This is a genomic window from Arcticibacterium sp. GJ41-1 (genome assembly GCF_055808875.1).
The window spans coordinates 4,761,776-4,779,530 of the sequence record NZ_CM147888.1; the positions used below are offsets into that span (position 1 = coordinate 4,761,776).

Here is a 17,755-nt window from a genome sequence, read left to right on the forward strand (position 1 = left end):
TCCAATTTGTACAATTTGATGCTACGTTTGGACTGGAAAGAAAAAACATCCTACACATTTCTTCATATACTTAAACATCAGTCATTTACTACAACAAACACTATGATTGCACTTTTTAAAGTACTTATAGCACCAGTAGCACAATCATGGTACTATTCTAATATTTCCGTAGGATTGTGATATGAATATTCAGTACGAGCAACCTTACCTATTGCATCGTATTAACACTATAACCTAAGTTTGTAATGTCAAAGGGAAACAAACCAAGAACACACCTTTTGCACTAAACAAAGATTTAAACAGGAAAAGTAAATAATATATGAAAAAGCTAATTTTATCAGCAGTAGTGTTAATCGGATTATCAACTGCTACAATTGCCAACGACCATATTTATGCAGCAAACTTTGCTAAAGCTGATTTAAGCTTGAAAGCAATGAAAAACTTAAAGTTTAAAGTTTCTGCTTATAATGTAGAGTCTAAGTCAATCTTAATATTGAAAGATGACCGCGGAACTGTACTTTACAAAGCAGCTGTAAACTCTGATGATTACTCTAAAGTATTAGACTTATCATCTCTTCCAGATGGCGACTACCGTTTAATCCTTTCTACAGGAGACGACAATACTGTTAAAGCCTTCAAAATCAAAACTGAAACTACTAGAGTAGTATCAAACCTTTAATTCGACAATAGTTTCGGATAAAGAAATCTAATTTTATAGAAGAGGCCTCCACTAAAACAGTGGAGGTTTTTTTATGCCTAAATACACTCCACTAATTCCTATAAAACTCCTTTACCAAGCACTCTTCAAGCCGTAGCTAAAAAAATCAAGCACTCCCATAAAACCTACAAGCTAGACTCAAAAAAAAAGCAAACAATCATATTAATTCATTGTAGCTAAAAGCTCAACCAAACTTAAAAAGCCTTAGCAAAATCATTTTTCTTATAAACCTAAAGCATAAAACAACAAGGATTTGAGTACCCCTTCTCACTTCGCCAAATATCGAAATAATCCAACTTGCACAATTCTAACCCAAGTTTGGACTTCAATTTAAAAACATCCTACCATTTTCTTTATATACTTTAAAATCAATTAATTACGCTATAAAAATAAACATTGCACTTTTTAAAGTACTTATAGCACCTTCTACACAATCATTGTACTATTCTAATATTATGGTAGGATTGTGATATGAATATTCAATACCACCTACTTTCGCTATTGCTTTATAATAAGACTATACCGTATGTTTGTAATGTCAAAGAGAAACAAAACAATAAACTTCATTTGACAATAAACTAAGAATTAAAATTTTAAAAATAACAAAACAGCAAAATATATGAAAAAGCTAATTTTATCAGCAGTAATGTTAATCGGATTATCAACTGCTTCTATCGCAAACGACTACATCTTCGCCACAAACTTCGCTAAAGGTGATTTGACTTTAAAGGCAATGAAAAACCTTAAATTCAAAGTTGCGGCATTCAACCTTGACGCTAAGTCTATCTTAGAATTAAAAGATGACAGTGGAATTGTTCTTTACAAAACTGCAGTAGCAAACGAAGATTATGTTAAAGTATTTGACTTATCTTCTTTACCTGATGGTAGTTACAAATTGGTATTAACTACAGGAAAAGAAAGCACTGTAAAGCCATTTGAAATCAAAACTGAAACAACAAGAGTAGTTACAAACCTATAATTCAAGTCTTGAATTAAGAAAAGTAAGATTTTACTTCTAAAAAAGCCCTCACTTACAATTAAGTGGGGGCTTTTTATTTCTTTACATGAAGTCAAATCATTAAATTTGCGATCCTTTTTGACCCATTGTCAATTACAAGAAACAGCTATAAGAAATGTTTGAAAGTTTACAGGATAAATTATCAGGAGCCTTTAAGACCCTAAAGGGTAAAGGCAGAATCACAGATGTCAATATTGCGGCTACGGTAAAAGAAATTCGCAGAGCCTTAATAGATGCTGACGTAAACTATAAAGTAGCCAAAGAGGTCACTGATAGAGTAAAGCAGGAAGCTTTAGACAGAAAAGTAAAAGTAGCCGTAGAACCTGGTCAACTTTTTACCAAAATTGTTCAAGACGAACTTACCCAACTAATGGGAGGCACTGCTAAAGCCGTCAACATTACAGGTTCTCCAGCAGTAGTTTTGATTGCAGGTCTTCAAGGTTCTGGTAAAACTACTTTTTCTGGAAAGTTTGCCAGTTACCTAAAGAAACAAGGAAAGCAAGTAATGCTTACAGCAGCCGACGTTTATCGTCCTGCTGCCATTACTCAGTTACAGGTTCTTGGTGAGCAAATAGGTGTAGATGTATACGCCGAGCCCGACAATAAGAATGCTGTAGACATTGCAAGAAATGCTGTAGCCGAAGCAAAAAGCAAAGGAAAAAATATTGTTATTATTGATACAGCGGGTAGACTTGCTGTGGACGAAATAATGATGCAAGAGGTTGAGGATATCAAAAAGGCTATCAATCCTACTGAAATCCTTTTTGTGGTAGACTCCATGACCGGTCAAGATGCCGTCAATACCGCAAAAGCCTTTAACGACCGTCTTGATTTTGATGGCGTAGTGCTTACCAAATTAGATGGAGATGCACGAGGTGGTGCTGCACTTTCTGTTAAAGCAGTGGTAGACAAGCCTATCAAGTTCATGAGTACTGGGGAGAAAATGGAAGATTTAGATATCTTTCACCCAGACAGAATGGCCAACAGAATCTTGGGCATGGGTGACGTCATCTCCTTAGTGGAGAGAGCTCAGCAAGCTTATGATGAAGAGGATGCTAAGCGACTTAACAAGAAAATGAGGGAGAATAAATTCGACCTTAACGATTTCTTAAGTCAGCTGGAGCAAATCAAGAAAATGGGTAATGTTAAAGACCTTATGGGAATGATTCCAGGAATGGGAAAAGCCGTAAAGGACTTAGATATTGATAACAACTCTTTCAAACCTATAGAAGCTGTCATAAAATCAATGACACCAAAAGAAAGAGAGAATCCAGACATCATCAATGGCACTCGAAGAAAGAGAATTGCCAATGGTAGCGGTACATCTATTCAGCAGGTTAATAACCTTTTGAAGCAGTTTGACCAAATGAGAAAGATGATGAAGAAAATGAACAAACTTCAGGGAGCTGGACGACTTGGAAAAATGTTCGGTTAAGGAGCAATCTTATTGCTCCACTACTTTTCTTTGGTAGTAATTTAAATTGACTTGAGAGGCATTGCTTAATTCTGAAAGCGTATAGTATCCAGAATTATTAACATCAAAGCATATAGCCTCTCCTTGTGGTTCTACATAATAAGGAGCACCTACATCTCTGCTTCTAGATAATGCCTCATAAATAGTTTCTGACTCTTTTAGACGCCAGTAGAATACGGCATTGTAATCTTTTATTAGCAATTGCTTCCCATCAGAAGCCATATCGGCTGCCGTAATTGCTGAATGAGGAATAGTCCCTAGAAACTCCGCTACATTTTGTGTATCTAAACTGTATGGATAGGTAAGCCTATAAACCCTCACGCTAAAAAGCTGCCTTTTACTTATAAAGTAAATATCTTTTGTATTTGGGTCTACGAACATGGCTTCTACATCAATAGCATCCACATCTTGATATCTAAAAGGTATAGTCACCAAGTCTAAATTTTGGTCATCTAAAGAAGCAGGCTCCTTTAATCTATAAACCATATAGTTTTTATGCACAGAGGCATTGTCTCCTATATCTCCTATGTAAAGATAGTTTTGACCGTCAACTGGACCTGGCCCGCTTGCCATATCTTCCCAGTCTCTATTAAATAGCGGTAAAGTTACTTTCCCTAAATAATCGCCTGTATTAGAAAGCATAAATAAAGAAGGTGAAGTGTTCCCGTTTTCAGTCACCCAGACATTACCCGACATCGACTGACTAGGCACCATACCAGACGCTTGGTTCATTATCCCTTTTTGAATAGGAAATGAAGCTGGCGAAGACAAAAACTCTGGCAAAGGCTCTTCGGTAGGTTCTTCAGGTCCAACAGGTTGATCTCCTTGAAAAAGAAAACAAGACTGGCACACAAACACAAAAACAAGAGCTACTAATAATCTAATCATGAAGCAAGGGGCTATTTCTTATAATCCAACGACAAAACTATGCCATTAATATTTCAAACGACAGAAGATTTTAGAATTACAGAGAAAACAGCTTAGTCTAAGACCGACCTTCTTGAAAAAATTTTAATTAATCTACGAATAACAAACAAACTGGCATCGAAACCTTAATCTCCTTATTGGTTGGAGAAATCTTACCAGTTACTTCATCTCTATCAAAGATGACAATATTATCCGTTTCTTGATTCGCTACTAAAACAAATTTCCCAGAAGGAGAAATTGCAAAATTACGAGGCATTTGACCTAAAGCAGAATGGTGACTAACCTCTGTTAGCTTTCCAGATTCTTTGTCAATAGAGAATATAGCGATAGTATCTACAAATCTATTTGAGGCATAAAGGAACTTACCGTCTGGCGAAATATGAATATCTGCTGAAGAGTTTTTCCCGTCAAAATCTTCTGGTAGTGTGCTTACTTCCTCAATAGTTTCTAATCCTTCATCTGAATACTTAAATGCAGTCACCGCTCCTGTCATTTCCTGAATAACATAGGCAAACTTTCCGTTTGGGTGAAAAGTCAGGTGTCGAGGTCCCGAACCAGCTGAAACAGCCATTGACTTTCCTTCAGTTAATTTTCCAGTAGCTGCATCAAGTTTATAAGCCATTACTTTGTCAATGCCCAAATCTGGCACAAAAACATCCACATTATTAGGAGAAACATTGACTGAATGAACATGAGGAGCTGCTTGACGCTCTTTGTTTGGGCCCTTGCCCTTATGACTTATTTCTTGAATAGGTTCTCCTACTCCACCATCTTCTAAAATTGGCAAAATAGCCAAAGAACCGCTGGAGTAATTACCAGCCAAAACCCACTTCCCAGACTTATCTGTAGTAATATGACAAGGATGCACACCACCAGAAGAGGCTATATTAATCTCTGTCAAAGTAGAATCTCCTAAAGCTAAAGAAACCACACTACCACCTTCTATCTCGCTTACGGCGTATACATTCTTCTTATCTGGAGAAAGAGCCAAGAACGAAGGATTATTCAAACCTTTGGTAACATTAATCAACCTGCTATCTCCCGTTTCAGGATTAAACTTATACATGTAAATACCCTCGCTTTCTCTAGCGGTATAAGTACCTACTAATAGCGTTAGTTCTTCCGGACTTTCCATTACGCTTTCTTCAGTTTGAGTTTGACAAGAAACTATCATACAAACAGACAAGAGGGCTAAAAGGTATTTCATTTTTTTTCTTTTTGGCAGTAATTATTTTTTCAAAACTTTATCTAATTCTTTCTTTATTTCAGCTGCCCATATATCATAACCAGCTTGATTTTGGTGAAGTTTATCACCTATAAATAATTCATCTCGTGGCGTCCCCTCCTCATTTAAATATGGGGCTACAGAATCTATGAAATATAAATTATCATGACGCTCACAGTAGGCCTTCATTTTTTCATTTAACTTATTTACCTCTGGCCAAACCTTCCACCTACTACTGGTAGGCGTAACAGCAATTTGAAAAATAGGGGTATTGGGATATTTTACTCTTACTGTTCTAACTACTTCTTTAAAAAGCGTCATTACTTCGCCAACACTTCTGTCATTATCTCCGCCAGTGATATCATTTGCCACAAAAATGCATAATGCCTGAAAATTATGCGGGTAGACTAATCGCTTTGTAAAGTGAATTAAGTCTGAAAAATGTGCTCCTCCGTAACCTCTTCTAATAGGCTCATAGGGAGCCATATCTTCCTTAATGTTTTTCCAAATTCTTACACTGGAGCTTCCGATAAATAAAACTGCATCATCAGAGTAAGTTTCAGCATCATCTCTATACTCTAGCCTACTTATTTCCTCTTCCCAGCCAGCTTCTGTATCAGCATATTTTTTATAAGGTGAACAACCTAGGATTAAGCCAGTAAAAAAAAGGAGCAGTAATTTCTTCATAATAGGGTTTCAGGTAAATTTTGACTCACAAGATACGTATTTATACATACCATTTCCATCAAAAATGGCTTGTTAATTATGATACCAAATCAGTGTGTAGACAAAGACTCTCTATTAGCAATAGAAAACCGAAATACCTCACCGTCAAAATTTACTATGATTTAACCTTTTCTAAGTCAAAAAGGTCATTGAGTACATCAATAAGAGTTTCAGCCTCACCTCTTTTACAAGCAGCCTTTAATTGAAGTACAGGAAGTTTAATAACCTTTTGCATCATGCTACTAGTTATTTTATCCATTTTGACAGCCTCTTCTTCAGACAAAGACTTAACATATTTGGACATTTCCTCTTTACGAATTTGCTCTAAAGCTCCTTTAAGTTTTTGAATAGTTGGAGAAACTACCATTTGATTTGACCAGTCGCCAAAATCAGTTACAGCCCCACCAATAATGTTTTTTACCGCAGGAATAGAAGACTTTCGTCCTTCTAAAGCTCTGTTAGCTCTTACCTGAATTTCGTCCAAATCATAAAGAACCATACCCGGAACTGTCTGAATATCAGGAGAGATACTTCTTGGCACAGATAAGTCTACAAAGTATTTAACGCTTTTATGACCTAAATCCTTTACAGTCTCTAAGTCAATAAATGGCTCTTCTGTACGGATAGATGAAATAACTATATCAAACTTCTTAAGTTCCGTCTTAACATCTTCAAAAGCGAGCACATCAAATTTCAAAGAATTTGAAAGCTTCTCTGCTTTTGCATGTGTTCTGTTCGCTACGGTAAAATTAGTATAACCTTTGTCGTTCAAAGTTTTCACTACATCCTGGCCAATCTCTCCAAGACCTAAAACCAAAATCTTAGGCTCATTTAATAAATGTAAGAAAGACTCCATGGTCTCTACTGTGGCATAAGAAGTAGAAGCAGCACCGTCTCTAAAGCCAGTCTCTTGAACTACACGTTTATTCACAAAGAAAACAGAATGCATTAACCTATGAATAAACGGGCCAGCCATATCCATATCAGCAGACCATTGATACGCATTTTTGATTTGATTCGGAATTTGTAAGTCACCTATAACCTGCGAATGCAAGCCAGTAGCAACTTCAAAAACATATTCTAAACCTTTCTCTTCAGAGAAGGTTTCGATATGCGAAAGAATCAAGGTAGAATCAACACCTTTTTGAGCAGATAACAGTTTGACCATATCAATAGAACAGTCAGTATCTGCCAGATAGTAAATTTCGGTACGGTTACATGTAGAAAGAACCACCGCTTCACTAATCCCAAAAACATCTTTAACTTTAAGAAGTAGAGCCTTGCACTCATCTTCATTTAATGCAATACGTTCCCTTAACTCCAGCGATGAAGTTTTATATGAGATTGATATTACTTTAAATTGACTTGTCATACCGTATGTTATTGCGACACAAATTTACGTTTATAATAATATATCTTTGTTATGATTAAAATCACAAAATGCAATTTAGATTCATTCTAAACAGAGTTGTCTAATTCTTGAAAAAGTGCAATATTTGAATTTAACCGTGGAGATAATTAACGCATGGAATAAAGATTCCGTTCCTAAAATTTAATAATGGCTAAAAACAGGTTCTTTTTTAATATGTCAGACCAGCTATCTGGTTGGAGACTAGTAATCATCAGCATTTTGATGCTCTTGGGTGCCGGTGTTTTGTACTACTTCAATCAGCTCGGCCAGGCCTTACAAGACCGCGAAACGAAGTACGCTACTCTCTATGCAGAGAGTGTTCGCTTCTTTATAGAGCAAGGTCTTGACAGCCCATGTGACTATACTTTTGTGTCAGAGGTAATTGGTGCCAATGAAAGCATTCCTGCTATTTTGGTTTCTGGTGGTGAGGCTATTAATACCGTTAATATTCCCGAACTCATGGATTCTACCAAAATATTTAGTCCTGAAGAAAGAACTGCCTTCTTAGATGAAATGATTTTAGAAATGGCTTCAGATAATGAACCCATTGAAATTGACCTTTTAGAGGGGCAGAGCGGTTACCTTTATTACTCTAGCTCTAGCACGTTAAAAGAGTTAAAGTTTTTCCCTTACATTTTATTAGCCACATTTTTAGTTTTTGGAACATTGGCTTTCATAGCTTACAGTTCTTCAAGAAAAGCAGAAGAAAACAGAGTTTGGGTAGGTTTGGCCAAAGAAACAGCCCACCAACTTGGCACACCTATTTCTGGTTTATTAGGATGGATAGGCGTTCTAAGAGACTCAGACGGCTTTGACCAAACCATAGGAGATGAGATGGAAAAAGATGTTTATAGGCTAGAAACTATCACCACCAGATTTTCAAATATTGGTTCAGTGCCCACCAAAAAGGAAGAAAACATTGGGTTAGTGGTGGAAGAAACTACAACCTATCTTAGACGAAGAATTTCAACCAAAATAGACTGGCATGTAACCAACAGTCTCCCTGCTGATGTTTTAACCAAAATCAATAGACACCTTTTTGAATGGGTTATAGAAAACCTTTGTAAAAATGCTGTGGATGCTATGGCTGGCGTAGGTGAACTTCATGTTACCATTTATCAAAAACCAAACGGTAAGGTTCAAATTGACATCAGAGATACCGGAAAAGGAATTACAAACGCAAATCAAAGAAAGATTTTTAGACCTGGGTTTTCTACCAAAAAGAGAGGCTGGGGACTTGGACTTACTTTAGCCAAAAGAATAATTGAAACCTACCATGGCGGTAAGCTATTTATTAAACAATCTGAACTAGATAAAGGCACTACCTTTGGTATTATTGTTTAATTAAAGAGCTGAAATTCGATTTAAGACAATCTCTTCAGATTCAGTAACATTGCTAAGATTTCCAGAGCTATCCTTTAATTGAATCTCAAATTTCAGGGTATCAAACTTAGGCGTAAAAGAATGAAAGAAATCAATGGAGTAGCTCAAATCACCTTCAATTGGCCCTGGCTTGATTTCTACACTCAAACGTGGAAAATAACCAGAATAAGGAATTAAGGGCTGATACTCTGTAAAAACACCATTTTTTTTCCTGAAAGGCTTAATCAAGTAATTAAAATTATCATTTGCTACTGCTTGATTTTTTTGTTCCTCCGTATATCCTAAATCTCCATCTCCATCTTCAAAATGAACAGTCACAACCACGGAATCTTTTGTAAGACCCACGTCTTGGTCTAACCTAATTTGACTATTTATAGAATCAAACTCTATCACAGGTGCCAAAGCAAAGTCAGGCTCTTTAAAACAAGAACTAAGCGAAAGAGTAAAACATAAAAAAGCAAGTATTCTTCCCACGGTTATCAAATCAAAGTAATTTTGTAAAAGAACGAAAAACATACGCGTTCCGTTTAAAAAACGACTAAAAAAATCAATTGTCAATTCGTGAATATAAAAGACGAACTCAAGGCTGCTGTAATTTCACTATCTGAAAACGACCAAAATTTTGAGCGAATAGCTCTTGAAGTATTCAAATTTCAAGCGGAACAGAATCCAGTTTACAAAGCCTATTTGAAAAATTTAGGTGTAAAGCCATCAAAGGTTTCTCATTTAGAAAAAATACCCTGCCTGCCCATCTCATTTTTCAAATCGCAAGCGGTTCTTTCAGGAACAGCCACTATACAGCACACTTTTGAAAGCAGCGGAACTACAGGAGATGTTAGCTCAAAACATCATATAGCCGACCTCCCTTTTTACGAATATCTTAGTGCAAAGACTTTTGAGGCCTTTTATGGCCCAATAAGCGACTATCACATCTTAGCTCTATTACCCAATTACCTCGAACGTAATAACTCTTCACTGGTGTATATGGTCCAGAGTTTTATTTATAAATCATTTTCCACCGAATCTGGTTTTTACTTAGACAATATAGAAGAACTTGCAAAGAAGTTAGAGCAACTAGTCAATCAAAAAGGTAGTAAAAAGAAAGTGCTACTGCTCGGAGTAACATTTGCCCTATTAGACTTAATAGAGCAACACGCTCCTAACATCAAAGTACCCGAAAACCTACTAATCATGGAAACTGGTGGCATGAAAGGGAAAAGAAAAGAATTACTAAGAGAAGAGGTACATGAACTTCTTACGGCGGCTTTTAAAGTAGAAAAAATACATTCTGAGTATGGCATGACAGAATTACTTTCACAAGCTTACTCTAAGGGCAACGGCTGGTTTAAACCATCAGCCACTATGAAAATACTGATTCGTGAAGTAAACGACCCTTTTAGTTATTTACCAAGCTTTAAACTCGGCAATAAAACTGCTGCCAAAAGAAACTACAGAAAAACAGGCGGAATAAACGTTATAGATTTAGCAAATATTGACTCCTGTTGCTTTATAGAAACACAAGATTTAGGTAACTTTTCAGAAGATTATCAAGAATTTAAAGTTTTGGGTAGATTTGATAATTCAGATGTAAGAGGCTGTAATTTGATGACTATTTGAGCTAGCCAAAACAGAAATAGTTTATTATAAATAAATTATGGTAAGCTATTTGATTATATTCCTTTGTTGTTCCCTTACGATGCAATGCCTTTAAATGCTAAAACTGCTTATAACATATAAAAAACGGCTTACCAATTTAACCTCAAAAAACCGTTCACTTCTCCTTCTAAGGCCTATCCTTCGTCAATTCATTGACCTTAGGGTTCTGGAACAGTTAAACAATCAACCCATTTTAGATACTCTAATTTCCTCAAAGAAATCCATATACCTTTGTGACAAAATTGACCCAAGAGACGGAAAAAGCAACGAAGTAAGCTTACATCTCAGAAAAATATGGAAGACCGACAAACTTCTTAAAGAAGAACGCGGTGCTGAAGATTTATATATTGGTTACCCTTTTGTTTCAGGCAAGTTAGTGGATGGAACATTGGTTAGATGCCCCCTCCTATTCTTCCCTGTCAACTTAGTGTTAGAAGCCAACAAATGGCATTTAGAAAAAAAAGATGCCAGCATAAGTTTCAATAAGACATTTCTTTTGGCTTACAGCCAATTCAATAAAACGTTTGTAGACGAAGAGTTTTTCAACTTCAATTTTGAAGAATTCGGAGACGAGCCTGTCCTATTTTTAACAGAGCTTTATGAGTTTCTAAAAAAGAGTAAACTCGAAATTAATTTTAACTCGGAGCTTTTCAATCAAAAACTTCAGCCCTTTGAGACGTTAAAGAAAGAAAATTTAGAAGAAATAAAAATTGGCGAACTCAAACTGGAGTCTCAAGCCGTTTTAGGTATTTTTCCGCAAACAGGCTCTTATATAGCCGCAGATTATGACCAGCTCATTTCTGATGGCTTGGCCAAATATCAAGGAGAAATACAGCAATACCTTTTCAAAGAGAATCCTTTGAAGGGAAAAACAAAAGAAGAAGATCTTCATTTGCCTTTTCCAGTAGATGCTTCGCAAGAAGAAGCCATCAAAAAGATAAAATCCGGAAAGTCATTGGTAATTCAGGGGCCTCCTGGCACTGGAAAATCTCAACTTATTTGCAATCTCATGGCAGACTATGCCGCAGATGGCAAAAAAGTACTTCTTGTCTGTCAGAAACGAGCGGCTATAGATACTGTGTATAACAGGCTTTCTGAAATAGGAATGGATAAATTTTCTGCACTGGTGCATGATTTCCAGTCTGATAGAAAAAGCCTTTATTCAAAAATAGCAAGTCAAATAGATAATATTTTACCTAATAAGCATGCAAACGAAAGTTTGAACGCTATTTTTTTAGAAAGAGAATTTGATGCTACCTGCAGAAAAATTGACCAAATAGTACGAGAGTTAGAGTCTTATAAAAAAGCTTTATTTGATAGTTCCTCTTACGGAAAGTCAATTAAAGAGATATACCTACTAGCCGAACATCAAACAGAAAAGAACCTTGACTTAGGTACCTCTTTTGCGTTTTTCCATTTCGACACCTTAGATACCTATGTCCATAAGCTCGAAACCTTAGAAAAGTACCAAAAGTCATTTATTGAAAAGCAAAATGAAGAGGCTTACACATATTGGCAAAGCAGAAAGCCATTTTCAAGTTTCGCTTTTAAAGATTTTCCAGAAATAAGAGCCTCTTTAAAAAAGATAGTTGCTGTAAAAAAAGGTTTAGAAAAACTAGAAGAAACCTTCAAACTAGATACCCAAGCCGAAAGAGAGATAATAGCCACATACCTCAAAGCATTTAATACGCAAAAAGCTTTTGATAGCATTCAAAAAGTAAATAATGAAAGCCTGTCACTAAGAAAAATAGAGCTCTTAATTAGTGAAGTTTCAACGAAAGAAATACCTAGCATTCCTGAGGAGTATAGAGATATTGAAAAAATAAACATTGCTTTAGACTTTATATCATATGTAAAAGGAAAGAGTTCTAACATTATAAATAGGCTATTCTGGAATGTTTTTTCCAAAGAGAAAGCAGAAGCTTTCGACTACTTAAAAGCTTTTGGTTTTGAGGCTACGCCTAAAAACTTCCCATACCTAGAAGCTACCTTACAAGACCACATTCGTTTTTATGAGATAGGTCTGGAGATTGACAACAAAAAAGAATACTTCGAAAAAGAAGAATTATTAGAAGAGCTAAACTTTCAGAAAGAGTGCCATCTGTTTTACCAAAAACTTGATACTATATCAGAAAGAAGTTTAAAACTTAACGATAAAGCCACTTTTGATAAGAAAATGAAAACTTGGCAAAAGTTAATAGACGACACTGAGGCTAATAAAGAAACGTGGCTTAAATACTTGTCTGATTTTCAAATTCAAAACCTTGACCAGCATTCTTTCAAAGAAACTGATAAATACTTAGAAAAGCATTTTGACAATTTATGTGGGAGAGATAAGCTTTACAGTGAGCTTACGGCCGTTGAAAAAAGCTGCTATGAATTATCTAAAAAGCATTATAGAAGCGAATATTCCTTCCATTTTAAACAAAGCCTCTTTATCCATTTCATAGAAGATTTAGAAGAGAAATCACCAATATTAAGGAGTGTAAGTTCTATGCAAATGGAACTATGGGAGGAAGAGCTTCAAAGTTTAGTTCTCAAAAAACAAAAATACAGTACGGAATTTCTTCAAATAAAACTGAGAGAAAACACCTATAAAAACATTGAAAAAAACCGCTTAGGCAACTACACTACCTATCGTGATTTGCACCACCAAACCACCAAAAAAAGGCAAATATGGCCCGTAAGGAAGTTATTGACCAATTTTAGCGATGAGTTATTTGACCTTGTTCCTTGTTGGATGGCATCACCAGAAACCGTTTCTGCCATATTCCCTCTATTCAAATTCGAAGAGTTTGACCTTGTGATTTTTGACGAGGCATCTCAATGTTATGCAGAAAAAGGTGTTCCAGCTATGTTAAGAGGAAAACAAGTAGTGGTAGCTGGCGACAGTAAACAGCTACAGCCAAGTGACCTCTACAGAATTAAAATGGATGAAGAACTGGAAGATAACGCTGTGCTTGAAACCGAATCTCTTTTAGATTTCTCTTCTCATTTCTTATCCAAAACTATCTTAAGAGGACATTATAGAAGTAAAACGTTGGACTTAATAGATTTTTCTAATCAACATTTTTATGATAACAAGCTTAAACTACTACCAAACTTTTCGGAGTTAAACGCTGGAAATCCGAGTATCGATTTCATTAAAGTATCCGGTGTTTGGGAGAATAATCAGAATAAAATTGAGGCCGAAAAGGTTTTAGAAGTAGTAGAGATTATAAGGGAATACCACGTAGATAAAAGCATTGGTGTGGTTACGTTTAACTTCATGCAAGCTGACCTCATTCAGGATTTAACTCAAAAAATACCGAATGTTACCGTCAAAAACATTGAAAATATTCAGGGAGACGAGTTTGATATAGTCATTTTCTCAATTGGCTATGCTCCAAATGTTAAAGGCAAAATCTTGATGAATTTTGGTAGCTTAAATCAGCAAGGTGGTGAAAACAGGCTCAACGTGGCCATTACCAGAGCTAAAGAAAAAATCAAAATAATCAGTAGTATAAATCCAGAAGATTTAAAGGTAGAAAATAGTACGAACGACGGACCAAAACTTTTCAAAGCATATTTAGAATATGCCAAAAACGTATCAGAGGGGAATTTCAAACCTGTTTTGCCTAATCCTGCAAGCCCATCTTGGAGCAAAATGCTAAAAGATGAAATTACTAAGTCTAGCCAAGAGTTTTCTAGCGAACTTCCGTTTGCCGATTTGACTAAAAGGAATAACGAAGAATACGAGAAACTCATTTTAACAGACGACCAGTTATTTTATGCTGCCGAGTCTATAAAAGAGTCTTTCGCTTACTTACCGCTTATGTTAAAAAACAAGGGTTGGTATTTCCAAAAAGTCTGGAGCCGTAACTGGTGGATTAGGCCTTTACCTCAGCTTCACCTTTTGGAGGAAAAACCAAAGAAGCAATAATACTGATAGCCAGTATCCCCACTATCACCATTAAAGAATGTTGATTACTAAAGCCCCATTCTGTAAGCCAATGGTGTATTAACATCTTTACTCCAATGAAAGTAAGCAAAACGCCTAAACCATATTTGAGGTAAGAGAACATGTCAATGATATTCACCAAGAAAAAGAACATTGACCTAAGCCCCATAATGGCAAAAACATTAGAAAAGAAGACGATATAAGGGTCTTTTGTGATAGAGAATATGGCTGGAATAGAATCCACAGCAAATATCACATCAGTAAAAGCTATTACTATAATCACTACAAAAAGCGGCGTGATAAAGACTTTATTCCCTTTGTATTTATTTTTTATAAAGAACCTATCCGAAACAAACTTCTCATAAACATTAAAGAACCTTGAGGTAATTTTTACGGCAGGGTGATTTTTAGTGTCAATCTCTTCCTCCTCATCTTTGCTGAAGAGAATATTTATACCTGTGTAGACTAAGAACGCTCCGAAAATATAAAGTATCCACTCAAATTTCTGAATCAAGGCTGCACCTAAAAATATAAAACCAAACCTTAAAACTATAGAACCCAAAATACCCCAAACAAGTACTTTCTTATAGTATAGCGGCCTCACTCCAAAAGAGTTAAATATCAGAATAAACACGAAAATATTATCAACAGAAAGTGAATACTCCACTAAATAGCCAGTTATATACTCCAAAGCCATGTTGCTCTGAAACTTCTTAACAGCCAAATCATAAGCTTCTGGCAAGTTTAAGCCATCATAAAAATGACCGCGTACCTGTTCTAAATTTTCAGGAGTACTTATATCATGAATTAGGTATCCATAATGGCGAAGGAAGAAATAAAAGGCAACGGCCAAACTTACCCATACAGCACTCCAGCCAGCCGCTTCTTTAAACTTTACTGTATGCGATTCGTTTTTTGAAAATGCACCTAAGTCAAGTAGCATTACAAAAATCACGAACACTGTAAAACCGCCAAAAAATAATATTTCGTTAGAAAACTCCATGTTGTAAGATTTAAATATCCAGCCTGAATCAAGCTGCAAAAATGCATCATTATCTTCAAAAATATACTACTTTGGCATGAAATATGATTTTCTGAAGACCAAACCATATGGGAGCCATAGATGTATAATAGTAAGAAAGTAGTGGTGGTAATGCCCGCCTATAAAGCAGCTCAAACTATCGAAAAAACTTTTGCAGAAATCCCTATGGATGTGGTAGATGAGGTGATTTTAGTGGATGACGCTAGTCCTGACGAGACTGTCAAAGTAGCTCAAAAACTAGGTATAAAGCATGTGATTAGCCATGAAAAAAATAAAGGCTATGGCGGTAATCAAAAAACATGCTATCGCAAAGCCCTTGAACTAGGAGGTGAAATAATCATCATGGTTCACCCAGATTATCAATATACCCCAAAACTCATCAAAGCCATGACATCAATCATTGGTGAAGGTTTATACCCTGTGGTTTTTGGTTCAAGAATTTTAGGAAAAGGAGCATTAAACGGTGGGATGCCTGTTTACAAATACATTGCGAACAGGTTCTTAACATTGACCCAAAACATCCTTTTAGGTCAAAAACTATCTGAATATCATACCGGATACAGAGCGTACTCGGCAGAAGTACTGAACAACATTGACTTTGAAAAATGTGACGATGACTTCATTTTTGACAATGAGATTATAGCCCAAATTTTCTGGAAAGGATATGAAATAGCTGAAGTAACCTGCCCTACCAAATACTTTGACGAAGCTTCTTCTATCAACTTTGCTAGAAGCTCTAAATACGGCCTAGGTGTTTTAAAAGTGTCTCTTTATTACTTTTTAACCAAAAAAGGTCTTTTCAATTGGAAAATACTCAAACCCAACTAAAATATGACAGAAAAGGATTCATTCTACTTTTATTCAAAAACTTTTCCCGAAATTCTACACAAAACAAACTCTTCATTAATTTTCACAACATACCAGGCCGGAAAAACAATTATCCTAAGCTCTAAAGATGGTAAAACACTAAGGAAGTTTGCTAGAGCCATGAAACGCCCAATGGGTATGGCTTTTTCTAAGGATTTAAAGAAGATGGCTATTGCCGAAAAATCGGAAATTACCGTTTTTCATGACAATAAAAACTTAGCCAAAACTTTCCCTCCGTCACCAAATCTTTTTGAGCATTTATATTTACCAAGAGTTACTTTTAAAACTGGAATTGTTGACACCCACGAAATGGTTTATGGAGAGAATGAGCTCTATTTTGTCAACACACTGTTCTCTATCATATCTAAGACTAGCGACTCTTATCATTTTGAAGAATACTGGCGACCTCCATTTATCACCTCATTATCTCCTGACGACAAATGTCACCTGAACGGGCTCGCTCTTAGAGACCAAAAACCTCGATATGTAACGATGTTTGCCAGCTCCGACGAGCCAAATGGTTGGAGAGCTTCATCTGTTAATAGTGGCATATTAATGGATATAAAAGACAATAAGGTACTCTTGGATAATTTAGGTATGCCCCATTCGCCCGTCTATTTCAATGAATCAATATATTTTTTACAATCTGCTACGGGCGAGCTATGTGTTTATAACCTTAAAACTAAAGAGGTTAAGTGTCTAAAGAAATTTAAAGGTTTTGTAAGAGGTTTGGAAGTTACCGAAGAATATATTTTTGTTTCGATGTCTAAAATCCGAAGCAGCTCTAAGACTTTTGGAAAACTCCCTATAGCAGAAAATGAAACGAAATGTGGAATTGAGATTGTTGACAGAAAATCAGGAAAATCAAAAGCAAGTTTATTCTACACTGACAAAATTGTTGAGATTTTTGGTTTGAAATTTCTGAACAATACAAATTCAATTGGTATTTTGACAAACGAAGACCCTCTTCAAGACAAATGCGTATCCATAAATGAGAACCACAACTATTGGCTAAAGCCAAAGTCGAAAAAAGAATAAAAATGGAAAACCGTTTTTTCATTAAAATTGCAACTTCGGCCACAGTTCTTGGCCTATTTACCAATCAAACTTGTAATGAGAAAGGAATTATGAATATCCATTAGACACAAGTAAAAATAAAAAAACTGTGAACCTCCAGACTATTGGACCTGGGAGTGGGTTGCCGTAGAAGACGATTTACTTAATCTTAACACAAACGACGAACTTACCGCAAGAAATATTGCAGTAGAATTTATTTTTAGTGACCAAATGACTTGGAACGTACTTAATTGGGAAGAATTTGAAGGCAAAGGGGCTAAAAAAATAATGTTGCTAGAAAAAATCGACTAA

The 17,755-nt window shown here is 35.8% G+C and carries 14 protein-coding genes; 8 read left to right on the forward strand and 6 right to left on the reverse strand.

Features of this window, described 5'->3' with window-relative positions; genetic code table 11:
* Window positions 1–319: 319 nt before the first annotated feature.
* From AC0L6O_RS19690 to ffh, 3 genes are all read left to right on the forward strand, one after another.
* Window positions 320–679, forward strand: coding sequence for a hypothetical protein (locus AC0L6O_RS19690; RefSeq protein ID WP_473304801.1), 360 nt, complete (start codon window positions 320–322; stop codon window positions 677–679).
* Window positions 680–1,337: 658 nt separating this feature from the next.
* Window positions 1,338–1,697, forward strand: a complete 360-nt coding sequence (locus AC0L6O_RS19695) for a hypothetical protein (RefSeq protein WP_473304803.1) — start codon at window positions 1,338–1,340, stop codon at window positions 1,695–1,697.
* A 154-nt stretch (window positions 1,698–1,851) separates the two neighbouring features.
* Window positions 1,852–3,171 (forward strand): signal recognition particle protein, encoded by a 1,320-nt coding sequence (ffh, locus tag AC0L6O_RS19700; RefSeq protein WP_473304805.1) that lies wholly within the window; start codon window positions 1,852–1,854, stop codon window positions 3,169–3,171.
* A 9-nt stretch (window positions 3,172–3,180) separates the two neighbouring features.
* Here the strand turns inward: ffh and AC0L6O_RS19705 are convergent, their stop codons facing one another.
* The 4 genes from AC0L6O_RS19705 to hemA all read right to left on the reverse strand — a co-directional run bounded on the left by AC0L6O_RS19705 (window position 3,181) and on the right by hemA (window position 7,460).
* On the reverse strand, window positions 3,181–4,098 hold the full coding sequence (locus AC0L6O_RS19705; protein WP_473304807.1) for a PE-PGRS family protein: 918 nt from the start codon (window positions 4,096–4,098) through the stop codon (window positions 3,181–3,183).
* Window positions 4,099–4,225: 127 nt separating this feature from the next.
* Complete coding sequence (locus AC0L6O_RS19710) at window positions 4,226–5,344, reverse strand: lactonase family protein (protein WP_473304809.1); 1,119 nt, start codon at window positions 5,342–5,344, stop codon at window positions 4,226–4,228.
* Between the two features lie 21 nt (window positions 5,345–5,365).
* Window positions 5,366–6,049 carry a GDSL-type esterase/lipase family protein gene (locus tag AC0L6O_RS19715; RefSeq protein ID WP_473304810.1) on the reverse strand — a complete coding sequence of 228 codons (684 nt, stop codon included), beginning with the start codon at window positions 6,047–6,049 and terminating at the stop codon, window positions 5,366–5,368.
* A gap of 154 nt (window positions 6,050–6,203) precedes the next feature.
* On the reverse strand, window positions 6,204–7,460 hold the full coding sequence (gene hemA / locus AC0L6O_RS19720) for a glutamyl-tRNA reductase (RefSeq protein ID WP_473304812.1): 1,257 nt from the start codon (window positions 7,458–7,460) through the stop codon (window positions 6,204–6,206).
* A gap of 213 nt (window positions 7,461–7,673) precedes the next feature.
* Here hemA and AC0L6O_RS19725 point away from each other — a divergent pair, with 213 nt between their 5' ends.
* Window positions 7,674–8,843 (forward strand): ATP-binding protein, encoded by a 1,170-nt coding sequence (locus AC0L6O_RS19725; protein ID WP_473304814.1) that lies wholly within the window; start codon window positions 7,674–7,676, stop codon window positions 8,841–8,843.
* Here AC0L6O_RS19725 and AC0L6O_RS19730 read toward each other — a convergent pair whose 3' ends face one another.
* A complete protein-coding gene (locus AC0L6O_RS19730) occupies window positions 8,844–9,398 on the reverse strand; it encodes a hypothetical protein (protein ID WP_473304815.1) in 555 nt (184 codons plus the stop codon).
* 45 nt (window positions 9,399–9,443) lie between these two features.
* Between AC0L6O_RS19730 and AC0L6O_RS19735 the strand changes: the two genes are divergently transcribed.
* Together AC0L6O_RS19735 and AC0L6O_RS19740 are read left to right on the forward strand one after the other, a co-directional pair.
* Window positions 9,444–10,499 carry a LuxE/PaaK family acyltransferase gene (locus AC0L6O_RS19735; protein WP_473304817.1) on the forward strand — a complete coding sequence of 352 codons (1,056 nt, stop codon included), beginning with the start codon at window positions 9,444–9,446 and terminating at the stop codon, window positions 10,497–10,499.
* A 94-nt stretch (window positions 10,500–10,593) separates the two neighbouring features.
* The gene (locus tag AC0L6O_RS19740) at window positions 10,594–14,460 is read left to right on the forward strand and encodes an AAA domain-containing protein (RefSeq protein ID WP_473304819.1); all 3,867 of its coding nucleotides are present in this window, start codon (window positions 10,594–10,596) and stop codon (window positions 14,458–14,460) included.
* On the opposite strand, the gene AC0L6O_RS19745 is transcribed toward AC0L6O_RS19740, so the two are convergent.
* On the reverse strand, window positions 14,408–15,481 hold the full coding sequence (locus AC0L6O_RS19745; protein ID WP_473304821.1) for a TerC/Alx family metal homeostasis membrane protein: 1,074 nt from the start codon (window positions 15,479–15,481) through the stop codon (window positions 14,408–14,410). The genes AC0L6O_RS19740 and AC0L6O_RS19745 overlap by 53 nt on opposite strands.
* Before the next feature lie 120 nt (window positions 15,482–15,601).
* Between AC0L6O_RS19745 and AC0L6O_RS19750 the strand changes: the two genes are divergently transcribed.
* A complete protein-coding gene (locus tag AC0L6O_RS19750; RefSeq protein WP_473304823.1) occupies window positions 15,602–16,348 on the forward strand; it encodes a glycosyltransferase family 2 protein in 747 nt (248 codons plus the stop codon).
* 3 nt (window positions 16,349–16,351) lie between these two features.
* Window positions 16,352–17,425 (forward strand): TIGR03032 family protein, encoded by a 1,074-nt coding sequence (locus tag AC0L6O_RS19755; protein ID WP_473304825.1) that lies wholly within the window; start codon window positions 16,352–16,354, stop codon window positions 17,423–17,425.
* The last annotated feature ends 330 nt before the right edge of the window (window positions 17,426–17,755 follow it).